The organism is Nonomuraea polychroma (genome assembly GCF_004011505.1).
GTDB lineage: Bacteria > Actinomycetota > Actinomycetes > Streptosporangiales > Streptosporangiaceae > Nonomuraea > Nonomuraea polychroma.
Window position 1 is genome coordinate 8,528,309 of the sequence record NZ_SAUN01000001.1, and the last position, 17,127, is coordinate 8,545,435.

Sequence of the window (17,127 nt, forward strand, 5' to 3'; positions counted from 1 at the left end):
CGCCGTAACGCAATCAGGATCGTCGCAGCTATCCGGTACTGTCGAATTCCCGATAATTACGCACGTGCAGAGCGGTAAGTGCCTCGATGGGAGCATCTCCCAAGGTGTCCGCCTCAACACCTGCAACGGCAGCGACTACCAGCACTGGTCCTGAGCCTTCCGTCGACAGTTCCTTGGTGTCCCGGTCTTGAGTTTCGCCGTCTAATAGGAAGATGGCTGGCGGGCAAACCGAGGCGTCCGCTCGTGCTGACCGCGCGGTGTCCGGGAGAATTTCCGGCGGATGTCACTAGGGCCTGTTTTATAGGCAGGTCAGCCAGTCGTTGATGACTGGCGATCTGGACGGTGGCTTTGTAGCGAACGGCGAGCTTGTCGTATCTGGTCGCGACGGCGCGGTGGCGTTTGAGCCCGTTGATGGCGCACTCGACGGCGTGCCGCTCGCGGTAGTCGATCGTGCAGAACTTGGAGAGGGCGGCTGCCGCGGTCCTTGCGGTGGCGGATCTGGTCGCTCTTCTCGGGATCGTGCAGGTGATCCCGCGTGATCAAAGACAGCACCTTCTGCCGCCACTCACAGGCCATGTGCATCTTGATGGTCAGACCGCCACGCGACCGGCCCGGCCCGTGATCGTCTGGTTCCGTACGGGCCCCGCCAGGCGGCTACGGATGCCCCGGCCATGCCTGACGGGACGTGCCGCCTGTTTCAGGCAGCTTGACGGAAGATCGTGAGAGGTCAGGTGGCAATAGCATGAGCGCCATGCATCCGCCCGCGCCGCACACCCCATGGAGCCGGCCGCCGCAACCCGTTCCCGCCGGGGGGCAGGCGCATCTCGTCCTCGAGGTGAAGCGGCATTGGCTCAGCTTCATGCTGGGTATGATCACGCCCAAGATCATCCTTAATGGCCACCAGATGCTGGGCCGATGGGGCCTGAACACGATCCCGCTTCCTCCCGGCCAGTACCACCTTCATGTCCACCTGCCCTATTTCCTCCCCGCACGGATCGGTCCTGCGGAACTGACGGTCTGGCTCCAGCCCGGGATGGCACTCGAACTCGAATACCGCGCCCCCATGTGGGCTTACTCCCGAGGCGCTCTCGGCCCCGCCCCCCAGCCATGGAACGGAAAGGGCTGCGTGATCGTGCTACTGACGATCCTTTGCGGCTGGTTGGCGCTCCTGCTGATTTTGATCGTCGTTTTGGCGCTCTCGTTCGGCCAGTAGAGCTGCAGCGCTCTCCCGCGGCCAGCGCTGTGCTGGTCATCCGCCGTTCGGCAGCAAGGGGCGCCCGCTTGGGCGCGGCCGATCCGGCCGGCTCCGATAGGCGCTCGCGGGTGCAGCCATGACCGGCGCCGCTTGCTGGCCGAGCGGCCCGGGCCGGTCGGTGTCCTCGCTCAGCTCGCCGAGGCCCGCCAGCCGCAGACGACCAAGCACCTGCAGGCCCTTGAGCGTGCCGGCGTCGTCATCTCCCAGCGCTCCCGCCAGCACCGCGTCTATGCGCTCCGGACCGCGCCCCTGCGAGAGCCGGCGGCTGCGCTCACTCGACTGGCCGACACTGCGGACCAGGTCGGTGGCTCGCGCGAGACCTACGATCGCTACGGGCTCAGCCTCCACGCGGAGCGGCTCGCCGCGAAGGAGCCGGGGTGGGCCGACGGCCGCTCGTTCAGGTTCCTCCGGTCGCTGGCGGCGCACCCGGAAGAGGTCTCGAGCTCGACCTCCGGCCCACCGGCACCGGCACCGACCTCGACGTCCACTTCCGGATCACCGACAGCGCGGTCGAGTATGCGGACTTCATCGCAGGCATCGAGATCGGCTTCGGCCAAAGCCTCGACAAGCTCGCGGCGACTCTCGCCGCAGGTACGCACAGCACCAATACAAGGAGCACCAAATGACCAACTCGACCGACCGCAGGGTGGCCGCGAACCTGAGCCTCACCCTCGACGGACGTTACAACGGTCCCGGCGGGCCTAGCGATTTCGCCGCGTTCGCCCCCTATGTGACCAGCGAGGTCGCGCGAAACCACATGAACCGCATCTGGGAGAACGCGACGACGGCGCTGCTCGGCCGGCTCAACGCCGAGGGATTCATGGGCTACTGGCCCTCGGTCGCCGAAGACGAAAACGCCAACCCATGTGATCGCGGATATGCCAAGTGGCTGGTCGACACGGAGGAGGTGGTCTTCTCGGCCACCTTGACCGAGGCCCCGTGGGCACGCACCCGCGTGGTGAACGCCCCCGCCGACGTCGTTGCCGACCTCAAGGCCACTGGTGAGGGCGACATCCTCGTCAACAGCAGCGCGAGCATCATCAAACCGCTCCTGTCGGCAGACCTGCTCGACCGGCTGTACCTCATGATCTTCCCCGAGATCGCCGGAGGCGGGCAGCGACTGTTCGACGATGGCCTGCCGGCTTCGGAGTGGACGCTCTGTGTAACTCCATGCCTGCTCGGGGGCGCAGCCCTGGATGATCGCGGCGACTGCTTCCTGGACAACGTGCACTGCGGCTAGATGAAGACGTGGCCCGCTGCGGACGATCCATGCGGACGGTCGCGGCGGGCCCCGTCCGGCTCAGTAGCGTTCGCTGAGGTTGAGGTTGATCTCGGTCAGTACGGTTGTCGCCTTGCCGTACCGGAGCAGGTTCGCGAGGTTGTCCGGCAGCAGGAGGGTGGCCTGTGCGTGGCGAGCGGCCTGGCCCACGGACCTCAACGCGGCGCGCCCACTCCTGAAACGCACAGGTCACGCGTATCCCTTGGAGAGCTGCACCCAGAAGCTTGCAGTACTGGAGGAGGAGCGATGAAGCGAGGATGAGCTGCGGCAGCTGGCCGAGCACATCGCCGCCTTGGGCGTGGCCGAGCACATCCGCCGCTACGGCCACCCGGCAACCTGATCATCCTGGCCGGCCACCTGGCCGTCGTGGGCACGATGCCGCGCCTACGACTGCTGGAGTGATCACTCCCCGTCGGCCCGCGCGCATGGGCCGGCCGAGGACGACTCCGATCAGGACCAGTATCAGTCCGCACAGTTGCTGGGCCGTCAACACCTCTCCGGCGACCGCGGTGCCGAGCAGCACGCCCGTAACGGGGTTGAGCAGGCCGATCAGACCCACTGTCCCAGCGGGCAGGTGCCGCAGCCCGGTGAACCAGGCGGCGAAGGCCAGTGCAGTGGCGACCACGGCGACATAGCCGAACGCGATGAGCGCCGGCGTGGAGAGCTCGGGCGGAGGGCCCTCCACGGCTGCGGCGATCGGGAGCAGGAACAGACCTCCGGCGGTGAGCTGCCAGGCGGTCGAGGCGAGCACATCGGCACCGGCGCTCCACCGCTTGGCCAATATGTGGCCGAAGGACGACACCAGCATGGCGACGGCCGAGGCGAGAACTCCCGGCACGCTCACCCCTCCCACCCCCGTGAGCAGCATGAGACACACCCCGGCGAGCCCGATCGCGGCGCCGGCCAGGTGCGCAATGCCGGGCCGTTCGGACACCAGGGACCAGGCAATGAGCATCATCGTCAGCGGGGACACCGCCATGACGGTCGAGGCGACGCTCGTCGGAAGCAGCTGGGAAGCGGCGTAGACGAGGACGAAGAACACGCCCACGTTGAGCAGCCCGAGCACGGCGGATCGCCACCACCACGCGCCGCGTGGCCGCTGCCTGCACAAGGCCAGCAGGATGAGTCCGGCGGGCAGCGCCCGCAGAGCTGCTCCGTACAGCGGGCGGTCTGCGGGGAGGAACTCGTGTGTGACGAAGTAGTTAGTCCCCCAGGCCACCGGCGCGACCGCGGTCAGTGCCACCCACCGCACATTAGCTTCCACGGAAGACAATATAGCTTCCCGGGAAGCTATATTGGTATCCATGGAAGACCGGCAACCGCTGGACCGTGTGGCCCGTATCCAGGCCGACTGGCGCCGCGAACGGCCCGACATCGACGTCTCCCCGCAGGGAGTGATCGGCCGACTGCACCGCCTGGCCGACCAGCTCACCGAGAGACTCTGCCTCGTATACGGCCGTTACGGTCTCAGCGAGGGAGAATTCGACGTCCTGTGCGCCCTGCGCCGCGCAGGTGAGCCCTACGAACGAGCCCCCGGCGAGCTCGCCGCGCACACCATGGTCACCACCGGCGCGATGACGAAGAGGATCGACCGTCTGGAGCGAGCCGGGCTCGTCACCCGCCGCCGTTCCGATGACGACCAGCGTGGCCGAATCGTCGCCCTCACCAGACCCGGACGGGAACTGATCGATCGGGCCTTCACCGACCACATGCGCAACGAACGCGACCTGCTGGATCTGCTGACGCCCACCGAGGCCGAGACGCTCGAAACACTGCTCACGACCTGGCTCTCCCGCATGGAACACCCGCGCCCTCCCGGCAGGGAGTGACCGTCTCGGCGTGTTCGGTGCCGAACCGATCCGCGGCCAGGCCGATGGCCGTGTCCAGCCGGTCTCCAGTAGCCTGATGGGCGCACCAGCCCCGTTTCGTACGCGAAGACCGCCGCCTGGGTGCGGTCGCGCAGCCCAAGCTTGATCAGGATCCTGCTCACATGCGTCTTGACGGTCTGCTCGGCGACCACCAGCCGCTCGGCGATTTCCGCGTTCGACAGACCCTGCGCGACCAGCGACAGCACTTCGGTCTCGCGTCCGGTCAGGTCGCCCACGCGCTCCTTCAGCGGGGTGCGCGGCGCGCCGGGATCGCGATCGCGCTGGAGAACCTCTTCCCGCCCCTTCCCAGCGAGGTGATCCTGCCGCTGGCCGGTTTCACCGCCTTCGTGCCGGCCGGCTGGATGCTGGGCGAGAACTGGTCGGTGGTGGAGTCCTACGTCGGCGTGGGGACGAACGCGGTCATCGCCAGCGCCCGTGGGGCTCCTGGGCGGCATGGTGGTGCTGCTGCTGGTGATCGGCCTCGGCGCGGCGGTCATGCTGGTGTGGTCGGGGGGCCGGGGGAGGCGGTGACGAATGCCGCCAAGCACTCCCGGGCCACCCTGGTCACCATCGACGTACGCCGGCAGGGCACGATGGTCGTCGTGCGAGTGGAAGATGACGGCATGGGCGGAGCCGATGCCACCGGCGGCGGACTGACCGGGCTGGCGCAGCGGGTGGCCGCGCTGGACGGCCGGTTCACCCTGACCAGCCCGCCCGGAGGGCCGACCGTGATGGAAGCGGAGATGCCGTGCGCGTGATGCTGGCCGAGGACTCGGCCCTGCTGCGCGAGGGCCTGGTACGGCTGCTGAAGGAGGAGGGGCACGACGTTCTGGCCGCGGTGGGCGACGCCGACGCGCTCCTGGAGGCGGTGACCGGCGAGCGGCCCGACGCGGTGGTGGTCGACGTACGGATGCCGCCCACCCACACCGACGAGGGCCTGCGTGCCGCCCTGGAGATCCGGCGGCGCTGGCCGGAAGTCAAGGTGCTGATCCTTTCCCAATACGTGGAGAAGAAGTACGCCACCGAGCTGATGAGCGGCAGCATCGACGGCGTCGGCTACCTGCTCAAAGACCGCGTGGCCCAGGTCGGCGACTTCCTGGACGCGCTGGAGCGGGTGGGCTCGGGCGGGACGGCCTTCGACCCGGAGGTAGTGCGCCAGTTGCTCGCGCGCACCAGCCACGCCGACCCGCTGGCCCGGCTCACCGCCCGCGAGCACCAGGTGCTGGAGCTCATGGCCCAGGGCCTGACCAACGCCTCGATCGCCCAATCCCTCCACGTGTCGCAGAGCGCGGTGGAGAAGCACGTCAACGCCCTGTTCGACAAGCTCGCGCTGTCGCACACCACCGGCTACAGCCGCCGGGTCCTGGCGGTGCTGCGCTACCTCGGTTCCTGAGCCGCTGCGGTTTTCCGCAGGTGGGGTCGGCGGTGCACCGCATTCTGCGGCGAAGTCGATCTCCGTAGCGTCGAGCCCATGATGCAGACGATGATGAACGTGCTGGTAGCGACGGCTGTCGCGGCGGGCGGACAGGGCGTGGACGTGCGCGGCGACCTGGAGAAGATCGTGGCGGGCGACGGGGCGACGGCGGCTCTGGCGCGGGTCTCCGACGGCGAACGCACCTGGACGGGCGCCGCGGGCGTGCGCGACATCAAGCGCGGAGGACGGCCCTCGCCAGGCGGCTACTTCCGGATCGGCAGCGTCACCAAGACCTTCGTCGCGACCGTGGTGCTCCAGCTCGTGGACGAGGGCGAGGTGCGGCTCGACGACCCCATCGACAAGCACCTGCCCGGCCTGGTGCCGGGCGGCGAGCAGATCACCGTCCGTCAGCTCCTCAACCACACGAGCCACCTGTACGACTACATGAGCGAGCCCGGATACTCGACCAACCGCTGGCGCGGCGACGCCCGGTTCCGCTCCTACCAGCCGCGCGAGCTGCTCAAGATGGCCTTCGCCAAGAAGCTGCCCGACGACGGCAAGTGGCGCTACTCCAACACCAACTACGTGGTGCTCGGGCTGCTGGTGGAGAAGCTGACCGGCAACCCCTACGGTGAGGAGGTCGAGCGCCGCATCCTGCACCCGCTGAAGCTGCGCCGCACGCTGGTGCCGGGCAACCGGGCAGGGCTGCCGTCGCCGCACGCCAAGGGATACGAGCCGATGCCCGACCTGGTGGACGCGACGCGGATGAACCCCTCGCTGGACTGGGCCGCGGGGGAGATGATCTCGACGACGGCCGACCTGGAGCGGTTCATGTCGGCGCTGCTCGGCGGTGAGCTGATCAGCAAGAAGTCGTTGCAGGCGATGCGTACGACGGTCAACACCGGGGAGGGGTTCAGCTACGGTCTCGGGCTGCAGGCCTACCAGCTGCCGTGCGGCACCGTGTGGGGGCACAGCGGAGAGTTGATCGGCTATCTGACGTTCGCGTTCCGCTCGGACTCCGGCAAGTCGATGAACCTGTCGATCAACCCCTCGACCCGCAACCCGTCCACCGAGGAGGTCATGGGCATGGCCATCAAGGTGTTCTGCGGGACGGCGGACCAGCGGCGCAGTTGATGATACGACCGGCTGGGACACGCCAACTCGGTGAGACAAGGGACGTCTCACCGAGTTGGCGTGTGAAGGCGGCGTAGCGGGCCCGGAAGCGCTTTCGACTTTCAGCTTCGTACGGCAGGCAGAGCCGGTTCCGTGGCCATATCGGGCTCTGCGGCGGCCGTCCGGCGGAACCGGCGGACGGCTGCCACAGCCGTCATCGCGAGCAGGCCGGTGAGGCAGAGCCAGGCGACGGCGTCGCCCACCCACCGGCTGTACGGGGTGGGCCGTCCCTGGACGGGCACCGTGACAGTCATCGTGTGGTCGGTGGTGCGGGCGTCGCTGGAGAACCAGCTCGCCTCGTACCCGATCATCCGGCCCTGGTGGTCGACGGCTATGGAGGTCCCGAGCCGAGCGGACCGGACGACGCTCATCCCGTTCTCCACGCCGCGCAACACGGCCTGCTGCCCGAGCGCGTCGGTGACCTGTGCATAGTCGCTGGAGGGCAGGAGCAGGATGTCGGCCCCGGCCTGCCCGGCCTGCCGGACCAGCGGCATGAAGTTGGCGTCGAAGCAGATGACGGTCGCCAGCCGGCCGTACGGCGTGTCTATGGTGGGCACCACCCCGGGGCCGGGCACATTGCCGTCACCGACGGGCGTGGACGTCTTGAGGTAGTTCCAGACGACCGTGCCGCCCGGATCGATCATGATGGCGCGGATCTCGACGTTGGGGCTCTGCTCTCTGGGCAGCAGGTAGACCACGCCGATCTGAAGATAGATCCGTTCCGCTCGGGCGACCGCCCGCGCTCGTTCGACCACCGCTGCCCCATCCTCGACGAAGTCGTAGGCCGCGGCCTCGGACCACAGGACGATTCTGGCTCCCGACCGGGCGGCCGTCACCGTCCGGTCGAACAGGTCGTCGACCGTCGGGGTGTAGTACCGCCGTCTCAGCTCCGCGCGTTCCGCCGCGCTACGCGGCCCGGCCTTGATGCCGGCGGCCACGGACGCGTCGTCGGCTGCCCGGTTCGGCGCCAGTGCGGCCACCCGGACGGTCGAGCCGGCCGGTGGGTCGAACACCAGCCTCGCCCCGCCCAACAGCAGGACGGCGGCCAGGCTGCAGACCCAGACGACAGTACTCCGGCCGGCGGCTCGCAGGTCGAAGCCGCGTTCCCACAGCTCGTTGCAGACCGGTGCGGTCCAGGCGATCAGGAACGCCAGCCCCCACAGGCCGGTCACCGACACCGACTGCAGCAGCGGCAGGTTTCCCACCTGGCTGCCCACCGGATGCCCCATCGTGCCCATCTCGCCGGTGCTGAACAGGAATGCCAGCGCGACGTCGGCCGCCGGGAAGACGAGGGTGCGCGGCAGCCCGCTCAGCCTCCGGCCGAGCAGCCCGTCCAGCGCGTACGGGACCACGCCGAGCACGCCGGCGCCGACCGCGATCATCGCGATCTGGTCACCTGGAAAGACGCCTCGGAAGCTGATCGCGGCACCGACGGCGACCGCGACGGCCAGAGCCGGTAGTGCCCATCGGGCGCGGGTGGTCCGGGCGAAACGCAGCAGCAGCACCGGCGCCACCCACGCGGCCAGCGGAATGGTGGTCTGCAGAAGGGTGAACGGCAGCAGGGCCGTACCGGCCAGCAGCCAGAGCCACGACCTCATCGGTTCCCCCGCTCCGCGTCTGACGGGATGGCCTTGACGAGCAGCAGCTCGCCGTCCACGTCCCACAGCAGATCGAGTACGGCCCGCAGGCCGGCCTGGTCGACGGCCAGGTTCGGCAGCATCGTGCGGTCGCCGTCCGACTGGACGACCACCGCCCCGAATCGGCGGCGTAGTTCGTCGTTGAGGCCGCTCGGGAGTACCCCGCGGACCTCCACCTGGTAGTTCGTCGTCATTTCGCGCCCTTTCGTCGCATGGCGCGAAGCATCGCGGGCAACGGGGGGAGAGCACACCACCCAGGGGCTGGACCACCCAGGGTGGAAGGCGGGGCGGCGTCAGATCAGGCCGAGGTCGCGCCCGCGTTGGACGGCTTCGGCTCGGGACGCTACGCCGAGTTTGCGGTACAGGCTCTTGCTGTAGCCCTTCACCGTGTTCATCGACAGGTAGAGCTCCGCGCCGATCTCCCGCTGGCTCAGCGGACCGCGCAGAGCACGCAGGATGGAGTGCTCCCGGTCGGTGAGCGGTTCCGCCGGCCCGCCGGCCCCGCTGGTCATGGGCATTGTGCTCCGCCCGACACGCAGGCGCGTGTCGGTGAGGGCGGCGGCCACCGCGGGGAACACCGGCCCGCTCCGCGCCACCTCGTCGGCCTCGGACAGAGCGGACGACGCCGCCCGGCGGTCCCCGCAGGCCAGTTCCAGCTCGGCCAGAGTGACCAGGGCCCGTACGACCTGGGTGGGATGGCCGGTGATCTGGGCCAGGTCCACGGCGTGGAGCAGCAGATCCCGCGCCCGAATGAGCTGCCCGTCGCGATGGGCGACGACGCCTTCGGCCAGCCGCAGGAAGACCACCGCCGGCGCAGCGGCCTCCCCGAGCTCGGCCTCGATCGCCGCGACCGCGGGCAGCACGCCTCGCAACAGCACGCGTACGTGTTCGGTATGGCCTCGGTTCGACAGGGCAATGGCGAGCAGGCCGGTGGCCTGGAGCCGGGTGAACGCGGGCAGGCCGACCGGCGCGGCCCGTTCCACCGCCTGCGCCAGCACCCGCGCCGCGTCATCGTGGTGACCCGTGCCCGACAGTACGCTTCCGAGCGCGATCCGGGAGATCACCCACCCGGGGATCTCCGGGTCCACCTCCAGTTCGACGGAGCGACGGGCCATGGCGAGCAGTTCTTCTGGAGTCCAGCCGTCCTGGGCGTACACCGCTCGCAGCGTCATCGCCGCCGCGTGCCCCGACCGCCATCCGGCCGGAGGGGCGGTGCCGGCGGTCATGGCGGCCTCGGCCGTGTCGAGCAGCGGGGCCACGCGGTGGAGGCGGCCGGTCAAGCCCGCGGCCGACGCGAGCGAGATGCCCAGCCTCGGATTGGCCCGTACGGCCTCTGCGCCGAGGCTGTCACCGAGCCGCAGGTAGGCGCCGATCGCGCCGCGGGCGAGGAAGTCGTCGTCGGCGGCGGCCAGCAGTTCCGCCGCGCCGTGCTGGTCACCGGCGGCGATCAGGTACCGGATCGCCTGCTCCTGATCTCCGGCGTTGGCATGCCACCCGGCGGCCCGGCTCAGGAGCTGCGGCCCAGCCTCGGGAGCCACAGTGGCCAGCTCGCGCCGGAGAGCTTCGCGGAACAGCCGGTGATAGCGGTACCAGAACCGCTGGGAGTCCAGCGCGACGAGGAACAGATCGGCCCGTTCCAACTCGGCCAGCGCCAGTTGGGAGTCGGCACGTTCCAGGACGGTGTCACACAGCGGGCCGCACAGCTGATCGAGCACGGATGTGCGGAGGAGGAAGTCGCGCTGCCCGGCGCGCAGGCCGTCGAGGACCTCGCTGGTGAGATAGTCGACGACGTGCCGCTCGTCGCCGCCGAGCGTGTCCACAGTGGCCGGAGGGCTCGGGGCGGCCCGGATCGCCAGCGCCATCAGCTTGATCCCGGCCGCCCAGCCTTCGGCCCGGTGGACCAGGGCGGCGACCCCATCGGTGTCGAGGGCGTCGCCTGCCACCCCGCCGACCAGGCCGGTCGCCTCGTCGCCGGTGAAGCGCAGCCCGGCCGCGCGGATCTCGGCCAGCTCTCCGCCGGCCCTGAGCCGGGCCAGCGGCAGCGCCGGGTCCAGCCGGGAGGCGACGATCAAGCGAAGGGAGGGCGGCAGGTAGCCGAGAAAGAACTCGACGGCCTCGTGGATCCGCCGGTCCCGGAGCACGTGGTAGTCGTCGAGCACGAGGGCGTACCGCCCGGTCATCGCTTCGAGGTCGTTGAGCAGGGTGGGCACGGCCACCTCGAGCGGGTCGACCTCGGTCACCCGTAAGGCCTTCAGCGCCGCGCCGCCCAGCGCCGGGCTCACCGTCCGCAGGGCTGAAATCAGGTAGGTCCAGAACCGGTACGGCTCATCGTCGGAGTCGTCCAGGGTGAGCCACGCGACGGCGGTGCCGCCTGCGGGGGCGATTCGCCGGGCCCAGTCGGCGAGCAGGGTGGTCTTCCCCCATCCCGCGGGCGCGACCACGACGGCCAGGCGCTGGGAGTGGTCGTCGAGCAGCGTGGTCAGCCTGCCTCTGCCGACGGTCCCCGGCCGGACTGGCGGGACCAGCAGTTTGCCGTTGATGAGTGGGTGCGTGAGCCCTGGCGCGGCAGGCGGCCGCTCGTTCTGCAGAGCCATCCGGCCTCCGCTCCCCCAGAACAGGTGATGCCGCCCAGTGTGTCACCTGATCGCAGCCTGTGCCTCCTGCCTGGGCTTTACCGGCCGTGGCGCAACAGCCGTCGACGAGCCTTGGCTGAGACCTTGTTGGGACTGTTTGGAATGTTATAGTCAAAAGCAAACAGTTGGAGGTGGCTGTGTCCCGATTCGCCGACCCCGCCGCGCCAGGGCGCCTTCGCCGCCTGGCCTTGACGGCCGTTCCCCCGTTGCTCTTGCTGATCGTGCCCATGGTCCTGGTCGGCTTGTATGGGGGGCGTCTCCCCGACCGCGCCTACGTCGACAGCTGGGCCGCCGACCCCCAGTACGCGCCCACGTGGGACGGCTGGCTCTCGGGACAGCGTTTCTCGCTGCTGTTGTTCGAAGCAGCGCTTGTCCTCCCGTTCCTGCGCTACTGGCGCGTCCCGCAAGCCCAGCGCATCATGGTGGCCCTCAGCTTTCTCGTCGGCGCATCCCTTTCGGTGTCGGCCGCACTGTGGCTGACGATGCTGGTCGGCGCCTCGGGCCCACTGGCCCGGCCCGCCTGGCACCTGCCGGTGGAGATCGGCGCGACTGCTGCGGCGGCCGTGCTGGGCTATCTGGCGGCGGGTCCGATGCCGTCGCCGCCGGAGGCGACCGCCACACCACCGGCGGACGCGCCCACCATGACGCTCGGCCCGCACCAGCGGGTCCTGTTCGTGACGTCAGCCTGGTCCAGGCACAGACTGCTGGTCGCCGTGGCGTTGGGCGCGGTCACCGCGCTGACCGTGTCGAACGGTTCCTCCGCATGGCAAGGAACGGCGTTGCTCGCGCTGTGGACGATCTTCGAAGCGGTGCAGGCGCGTACCAGCCTGCAGATCGACGGCTCGGGGATCACGGTGAGGGCCTCTTGGCTGCCTGTCCTGCGGCGGACGGTGCCGTACTCCCTGGTACGGTTCGCGGAGGCCAGAAGCGAGGCTCCGCCCGGGCGATACAAGGTGGACGACAGTGAGGCGGGCTGGGGCGTCGTCAGCGGGAAAGGACCAGTCCTCGCGTTGTCGTTGAGTGACGACCGGTGGTTCGTCTACTCCACGCGCGAAGCCGAGACCGCCGCAGCGCTGGTCAACGGGTGGCTGAGCAGGCAACGGCAGGGAGAGACGGCGTAATGCTGATCACCATTGATCCGGCATCGCCCCAGCCGCTCGCCGACCAGGTGGCCGCCTCGGTCCGGGCCGCGGTCGCCAATGGCACGGCGGCGCCCGGGGATCGGCTCCCCTCGGCACGCAACGTCGCCGCCACACTCGGCATCAACCTGCACACCGTCCTGCGGGGTTACCAGCAGCTGCGCGACGAGGGGCTGGTGGAGCTGCGCCGCGGCCGAGCGGCCGTCATCACCGAAACGGCCGACCGGTTGCGGCTCCGGCTGGCCGAAGCGGCCGAAGAGTTCGCCAGGGCCGCGCTGCATGCCGGAGCCTCCGAGGAAGAGGCGCTCGCCGCGGCGCGAGCGGCGTTGCTTGCCATGCGAGGCTGATCAGAGGGCGGACCGGTCCTCATCCGGGACCCGGCCTCATGGCACCTCGCCGGCCGACACCCTCGCCTACATGGGAAAATAGAGATGATCCCCTGAGCAGCACGTCCATGGGGAGGGGGCGACCATGGCGACCACGGCACATCGTCCGGCCACCCGCGCGGGGTCCGGTGCGCTGGAGCTCGGCGCATCGCTCATGGCACTCGCCGGTCTGGCGTTCATCGGATACGCCGTGATGTTCTTCATCCGCAACTTCACGGCCGGCTTCCTGGAGCTCGGCATCGGCCCGACCGAGGTCGACGTCGGTCGGGCCAAGATCCGCGCGTTCAGTCCCGACCTGTACGAGTACATCTCGCACCTGCACCTCGCGGTGTCCGGATTCATGGCGTCGACCGGGCTGGCAACCGCGGCACTCGCCTGGTTCGGGGTCCGGCACGGCCTGTGGTGGGCGTACGTCACGGCGGTCGCGGTGCCCGTGCTGGCCGTGGCCGTCGCGCTGCCCGCGCACTACCCGTACGGCCTGGCCACGCTCGGCCACCTCGGGCTCATCTACCTGGCCACAATTGTGTTCGTCGTGGGCGCGCTGGTGGCGCTCAAGCCGATGCTGAAGGCGCGGCGGCGGACCTGATCAGGGCTCGCGGCTGCGACCGTCGCGGCCCCATCCCGGGCTCCCCGTGCTGACCTGACTTTCGACAGGGGTGCCGGCTGACGATCGGCAGATGATCCGCCCGGCTCATCCTTGACAGGCTCACTCCCATGAACATGGGCTTTCCCGGACGGTGGATCGGCGGCATGACGCTCGTCTTGGGGCCGGTCGTCATGTGCGCCGGATACCTGCTGCGTTACCTGAGCACGGCCACCGCCCTCACTCCTGCGCAGCAGGCGTGGTCCGAGGCGCAGCCGTTCGCCGCCTACGGCCAGCTCCTCGCCTACACCTCAGAACCCGCCCTGCTCACCCTCTCCTACGCGGTCTTCGCACTGGGGGCGATGCTGCTCTTCCCCGCCTTCGTCGCCCTGGCCCAGCGGGTCGGTGGCTCCCTCGCCTTCTGGGGCGCCACTCTGCTGCTCGCGGGGCTCTTCGCCCGCCTGTACTTCGCCGGTGCCGACCAGACTGCCTCCCAGCTCACCGAGGTCATCGGGCTGGATCAGGCGACGAGCGCGATCATGAAAGAGTATGTGGACATCTCCTACGGACCGTGGCGGTTGCCTGTCTGGGCCTCGGTCGGTCAGTACGCGGGCTCGCTCCTGTTGGCCGTCGCCGCATGGCGCTCAGGCTTGTTCGGCACCGCCCGTGCCGTGATGCTGCTGTTGGCGGGAGGCACCTGGATGGGCGTGCTGAAGGGCGCCTCGATCCCCGATGTGCTGGTCACCGGCCTGCTCTGCGTGGCCCTGGTTCCGCTGGGCGTGCAGGTGCTGCGTGACCGGCTGCCGGCTTCGGCCGGGCGGCCGAAGGTGCTGAGCTGGTGAGCGACATGCGGGCCGGAACCCGTCTCTACTCATCGTCGAACAGGTCCAGCAGGTCCAGGCCGTCTGCCTCGGTGAACGGGGCGGGCACGGCGGCTCTCAAGGGCTGTTCGGTCCAGATGCATTTGCCTGTGCCGGTGTAGCGGGTGCCCCAGCGATGGGCGATCGCGGCGACCAGCTGGAGTCCGCGTCCACCCTCGTCGGTTTCGGCGGCGCGGCGGATACGCGGAGTGGTCAGGCTGCCGTCGGAGACCTCGCAGGTCAGCACGTTGCTACGGAGCAGGCGCAAGTGGATGGGGCCCTTGGCGTGGCGGATGACATTGCCGACCAGCTCGCTGGCCAGCAGTTCCGTGGTCATCGACAGCTCATCCAGGTCCCAGGCGCTGAGCTGGGCCCGGATGTGTTCGCGGGCCTCGCCCGCGGCCTTGGGGTGCTCGGGCAGCGGCCAGGAGGCCATGTCCTCGCCCGGCAGCGCATGGGTGCGGACGACCAGCAGGGCGGCGTCGTCGGCCGTCCCCTGCCGGGGCAGCAGGATGCTGATGAGGTTGTCGCACAGGGATTCGAGGCACTCGGCGCACTCGAGCTTGGTCGCGTCCGACGCGGCGGCGTGCTCCTGGTGCTTGGGCAGAACTCCGGAGATCGTGCCGCTGAGCGCCGTGGCCAGATTGGCCATGCCCTGGTCGATGTCGAGGATCGAGGATTCGACCAGGCCGTCGGTGTACAGCACCAGCAGACTGCCTTCGGGCAGCTCCATTTCCACGGTGTCGAAGGGCGGGGTGGCGGCGCCGAGGGGTGAGTTCGGGTCGGCGTCGGGAAAATGCACGCTGCCGTCCGGGTGGACGACCGCAGGCGGGGGATGGCCGGCGCGGCCCAGGGCACAGGAACGGTTGGTGGGGTCGTAGACCATGTACAGGCAGGTGGCGTAGAAGTCGTCGCCGAGCTCGCTCACCAGATCGTTGAGGTGGGAGAGCAGCTCGTCGGGAGACAGTTCCAGGTCGGCCAGGGTACGGACCGCGGTGCGCAGACGGCCCATGGTGACCGCCTCGGACACGCCGTGCCCCATGACGTCGCCGATGACGATGGCGACCCGGTCCGCCGACAGCGAGATGACGTCATACCAGTCGCCGCCCACCTCCATGTCCATGCCGGCCGGCAGGTAGCGGGCCGCGGCGGTGATCGCGGGCAGGCTGGGCAGCTCGCGCGGGAGCAGCCCGCGTTGCAGTTCCTTGGCGCGGGTGTGCTCCCTGTCGTACAGCCGGGCGCGTTCCATGGCCTGGGCCACCAGCCCGGTGAGTGCGGTGAGCAGGTTGCGCTCCTCGTCCGTGAACTCCCGCGGATCGGTGAAGGAGACGACACAGCTGCCCACTGGCCGTCCCGAGGCGATCAGCGGCAGGAAGGCCCACGCCTGCTTGCCTCCCACCACGGGAAGATCGGCTGTCATGGGGTAGCGCTCGATGCACTCCTCGAGCGAGCTGATGAAGATCGGGGTGTGCTCCCGCAGGACCCCCGCGATCGGGAGGCCCCAGGAGGCCGGCATCCGGGCCAGCTGATCAATGTACTCCTTGGGATACCCCGTGGACCCGACCGGCCTCAGATGGTCGCCCTCCAGGAAAGCGAGCACCAGCCCGGAGGCGCCGAACAACGGCAGGATGTGATCGGCGGAGGCGTCCACGACGTCGCGAACGGTGACCGCCTCGGCCAGCGCCTTGGTCAACTGCCTGATATGGGAGGCCAGCTCCACGGACGCGCGCTCGGCGTTACGCGACGGCGGTTCGATGATCGTCTGCAGGACGTCATGGGTCTTGGTGACGTTCCACAGGGTGCCGACCATGCGTGCCGGTTCGCCGTTCTCATCGTGCACCATTTCGCCGCGAACTCTCACCCAGCCGGACGTCCCGTCCGGGCGGCACACTCGATACTCGGTGCTGTGCAGCCTCCCTGTGCGGATCGCCTCGTCCATGTCGTACAGCACCCACGGCAGATCCTCAGGGTGGATGGCGCCCGTCCAGGTCTCGATGCGTCCGTCGAAGGCGTTCTGATCGAGGCCGAGCACGGTGAGCATCGCGTCGTTCCAGATGACGTCTCCGGTCCGGATGTCCCAGTCCCACGTACCGACCGCCTGCGGGTCCTGTGGCTGCGAGTCGGCGGGCTGTTCCTGCCACTCCGTGAGGGCCGAACCGGGCGGAGGTGCGGCGGACTTGTTCAGGCGCTCGCCGGCCCAGCGGCCCAGCGTGTCGAGAAAGGCCTGCTGCCCGGCCGACGGCTCGTGCGGGGAGACCGTCACGATCGACAGCGTGCCGATCGGACCGCCGGGGCCGAGGATCGGGACGGCCGCCATCGCCGTGCCGACCGGCCAGGACCAGGATCCGGCTTCGGCGCTGTCCGGTGGCCAGCTCGCCGTCGCGCCGTCTTCGGGCATCCCATCGGCGAGGCTGGCCATGGGCGCCCTCACGAACGCACCATCCCGGAACGCACGCGCCGGGGCGAGCGAACCGGTCCCGTCAATGCGCTCCCACTGCTGCGTGAAAGCCCGAGGGAGTCCGCTGGTCACCGCCAGGCGCAGCCCGCCGCCGTAACCGGGAGTGCCCAGGTGCACCATGCCGCCCAGCCCGGCGAGCTCGGCCACCGCCTGCTGGATCGCGAACCGCAGGAGCTCGATCCCCCACAGATCGTCACCGACCACCGCCAGGAGCCGTTTCCGCTGCTCGGAAACCAGCTCCGTCCACATGATCTGCGGATCCTGCGCACCCCGTTCGCCCATCCCCATCCCCTGCCCTTCACCACGTCACCAGGACCTCCATCAGGGTCAAGGGCGATCCTGCGGAGCCCGGGCTCTGGGACGCGTCTACCGATCCGGGAGGAATCTTCACGTATGGCGGATATGTCCAGATTACAACTGTGCAAGCACCCACTTTGGCGAT

The 17,127-nt window shown here is 69.4% G+C and carries 17 protein-coding genes and 1 pseudogene; 10 read left to right on the forward strand and 8 right to left on the reverse strand.

What is annotated here, in order from left to right:
- The first annotated feature begins 742 nt into the window (after positions 1–742).
- Positions 743–1,213, forward strand: a complete 471-nt coding sequence (locus EDD27_RS39080) for a hypothetical protein (RefSeq protein ID WP_206641851.1) — start codon at positions 743–745, stop codon at positions 1,211–1,213.
- Positions 1,214–1,249: 36 nt separating this feature from the next.
- On the opposite strand, the gene EDD27_RS57215 is transcribed toward EDD27_RS39080, so the two are convergent.
- Positions 1,250–1,603 (reverse strand): hypothetical protein, encoded by a 354-nt coding sequence (locus tag EDD27_RS57215; RefSeq protein ID WP_241564491.1) that lies wholly within the window; start codon positions 1,601–1,603, stop codon positions 1,250–1,252.
- A gap of 29 nt (positions 1,604–1,632) precedes the next feature.
- Between EDD27_RS57215 and EDD27_RS57220 the strand changes: the two genes are divergently transcribed.
- Both EDD27_RS57220 and EDD27_RS39090 read left to right on the forward strand, forming a co-directional pair.
- On the forward strand, positions 1,633–1,881 hold the full coding sequence (locus tag EDD27_RS57220; protein ID WP_241564492.1) for an SRPBCC family protein: 249 nt from the start codon (positions 1,633–1,635) through the stop codon (positions 1,879–1,881).
- Positions 1,878–2,495, forward strand: a complete 618-nt coding sequence (locus EDD27_RS39090; protein ID WP_127936855.1) for a dihydrofolate reductase family protein — start codon at positions 1,878–1,880, stop codon at positions 2,493–2,495. Before EDD27_RS57220 ends, EDD27_RS39090 begins: the two co-directional genes overlap by 4 nt.
- A gap of 60 nt (positions 2,496–2,555) precedes the next feature.
- Here the strand turns inward: EDD27_RS39090 and EDD27_RS54875 are convergent, their stop codons facing one another.
- Positions 2,556–2,720: a hypothetical protein gene (locus EDD27_RS54875; RefSeq protein ID WP_164903990.1), complete on the reverse strand. Its 165-nt coding sequence runs from the start codon at positions 2,718–2,720 to the stop codon at positions 2,556–2,558.
- Between the two features lie 154 nt (positions 2,721–2,874).
- The gene (locus tag EDD27_RS39095; RefSeq protein WP_241564493.1) at positions 2,875–3,798 is read right to left on the reverse strand and encodes an EamA family transporter; all 924 of its coding nucleotides are present in this window, start codon (positions 3,796–3,798) and stop codon (positions 2,875–2,877) included.
- A gap of 40 nt (positions 3,799–3,838) precedes the next feature.
- Between EDD27_RS39095 and EDD27_RS39100 the strand changes: the two genes are divergently transcribed.
- Positions 3,839–4,363, forward strand: a complete 525-nt coding sequence (locus tag EDD27_RS39100; RefSeq protein ID WP_127936857.1) for a MarR family winged helix-turn-helix transcriptional regulator — start codon at positions 3,839–3,841, stop codon at positions 4,361–4,363.
- Between the two features lie 77 nt (positions 4,364–4,440).
- On the opposite strand, the pseudogene EDD27_RS39105 reads toward EDD27_RS39100, so the two are convergent.
- Positions 4,441–4,635 (reverse strand): annotated as a pseudogene (locus tag EDD27_RS39105) (response regulator transcription factor); the annotation flags it as partial.
- Between the two features lie 515 nt (positions 4,636–5,150).
- On the opposite strand from EDD27_RS39105, the gene EDD27_RS39115 reads away from it, so the two are divergent.
- Both EDD27_RS39115 and EDD27_RS39120 read left to right on the forward strand, forming a co-directional pair.
- Entirely contained in the window at positions 5,151–5,795 is a 645-nt protein-coding gene (locus EDD27_RS39115) for a response regulator (protein ID WP_127936858.1), read from the forward strand.
- 78 nt (positions 5,796–5,873) lie between these two features.
- Positions 5,874–6,950: a serine hydrolase domain-containing protein gene (locus EDD27_RS39120; protein ID WP_241564494.1), complete on the forward strand. Its 1,077-nt coding sequence runs from the start codon at positions 5,874–5,876 to the stop codon at positions 6,948–6,950.
- Between the two features lie 101 nt (positions 6,951–7,051).
- On the opposite strand, the gene EDD27_RS39125 is transcribed toward EDD27_RS39120, so the two are convergent.
- The 3 genes from EDD27_RS39125 to EDD27_RS39135 all read right to left on the reverse strand — a co-directional run bounded on the left by EDD27_RS39125 (position 7,052) and on the right by EDD27_RS39135 (position 11,220).
- Entirely contained in the window at positions 7,052–8,587 is a 1,536-nt protein-coding gene (locus EDD27_RS39125; protein WP_127936859.1) for a nitrilase-related carbon-nitrogen hydrolase, read from the reverse strand.
- A complete protein-coding gene (locus EDD27_RS39130; protein ID WP_127936860.1) occupies positions 8,584–8,820 on the reverse strand; it encodes a hypothetical protein in 237 nt (78 codons plus the stop codon). The genes EDD27_RS39125 and EDD27_RS39130 overlap by 4 nt, the downstream gene beginning before the upstream one ends.
- Before the next feature lie 99 nt (positions 8,821–8,919).
- Positions 8,920–11,220, reverse strand: coding sequence for a winged helix-turn-helix domain-containing protein (locus EDD27_RS39135; RefSeq protein WP_127936861.1), 2,301 nt, complete (start codon positions 11,218–11,220; stop codon positions 8,920–8,922).
- Between the two features lie 176 nt (positions 11,221–11,396).
- Between EDD27_RS39135 and EDD27_RS39140 the strand changes: the two genes are divergently transcribed.
- The 4 genes from EDD27_RS39140 (at position 11,397) to EDD27_RS39155 (ending at position 14,209) form a co-directional block, all read left to right on the forward strand.
- Positions 11,397–12,380, forward strand: a complete 984-nt coding sequence (locus EDD27_RS39140) for a hypothetical protein (RefSeq protein ID WP_127936862.1) — start codon at positions 11,397–11,399, stop codon at positions 12,378–12,380.
- Entirely contained in the window at positions 12,380–12,745 is a 366-nt protein-coding gene (locus EDD27_RS39145; protein ID WP_127936863.1) for a GntR family transcriptional regulator, read from the forward strand. The genes EDD27_RS39140 and EDD27_RS39145 overlap by 1 nt, the downstream gene beginning before the upstream one ends.
- A gap of 124 nt (positions 12,746–12,869) precedes the next feature.
- On the forward strand, positions 12,870–13,370 hold the full coding sequence (locus tag EDD27_RS39150) for a hypothetical protein (RefSeq protein WP_127936864.1): 501 nt from the start codon (positions 12,870–12,872) through the stop codon (positions 13,368–13,370).
- 128 nt (positions 13,371–13,498) lie between these two features.
- On the forward strand, positions 13,499–14,209 hold the full coding sequence (locus EDD27_RS39155) for a hypothetical protein (protein ID WP_164903991.1): 711 nt from the start codon (positions 13,499–13,501) through the stop codon (positions 14,207–14,209).
- A gap of 25 nt (positions 14,210–14,234) precedes the next feature.
- Here EDD27_RS39155 and EDD27_RS39160 read toward each other — a convergent pair whose 3' ends face one another.
- On the reverse strand, positions 14,235–16,967 hold the full coding sequence (locus tag EDD27_RS39160; RefSeq protein WP_206641853.1) for a SpoIIE family protein phosphatase: 2,733 nt from the start codon (positions 16,965–16,967) through the stop codon (positions 14,235–14,237).
- Positions 16,968–17,127 lie beyond the last annotated feature (160 nt).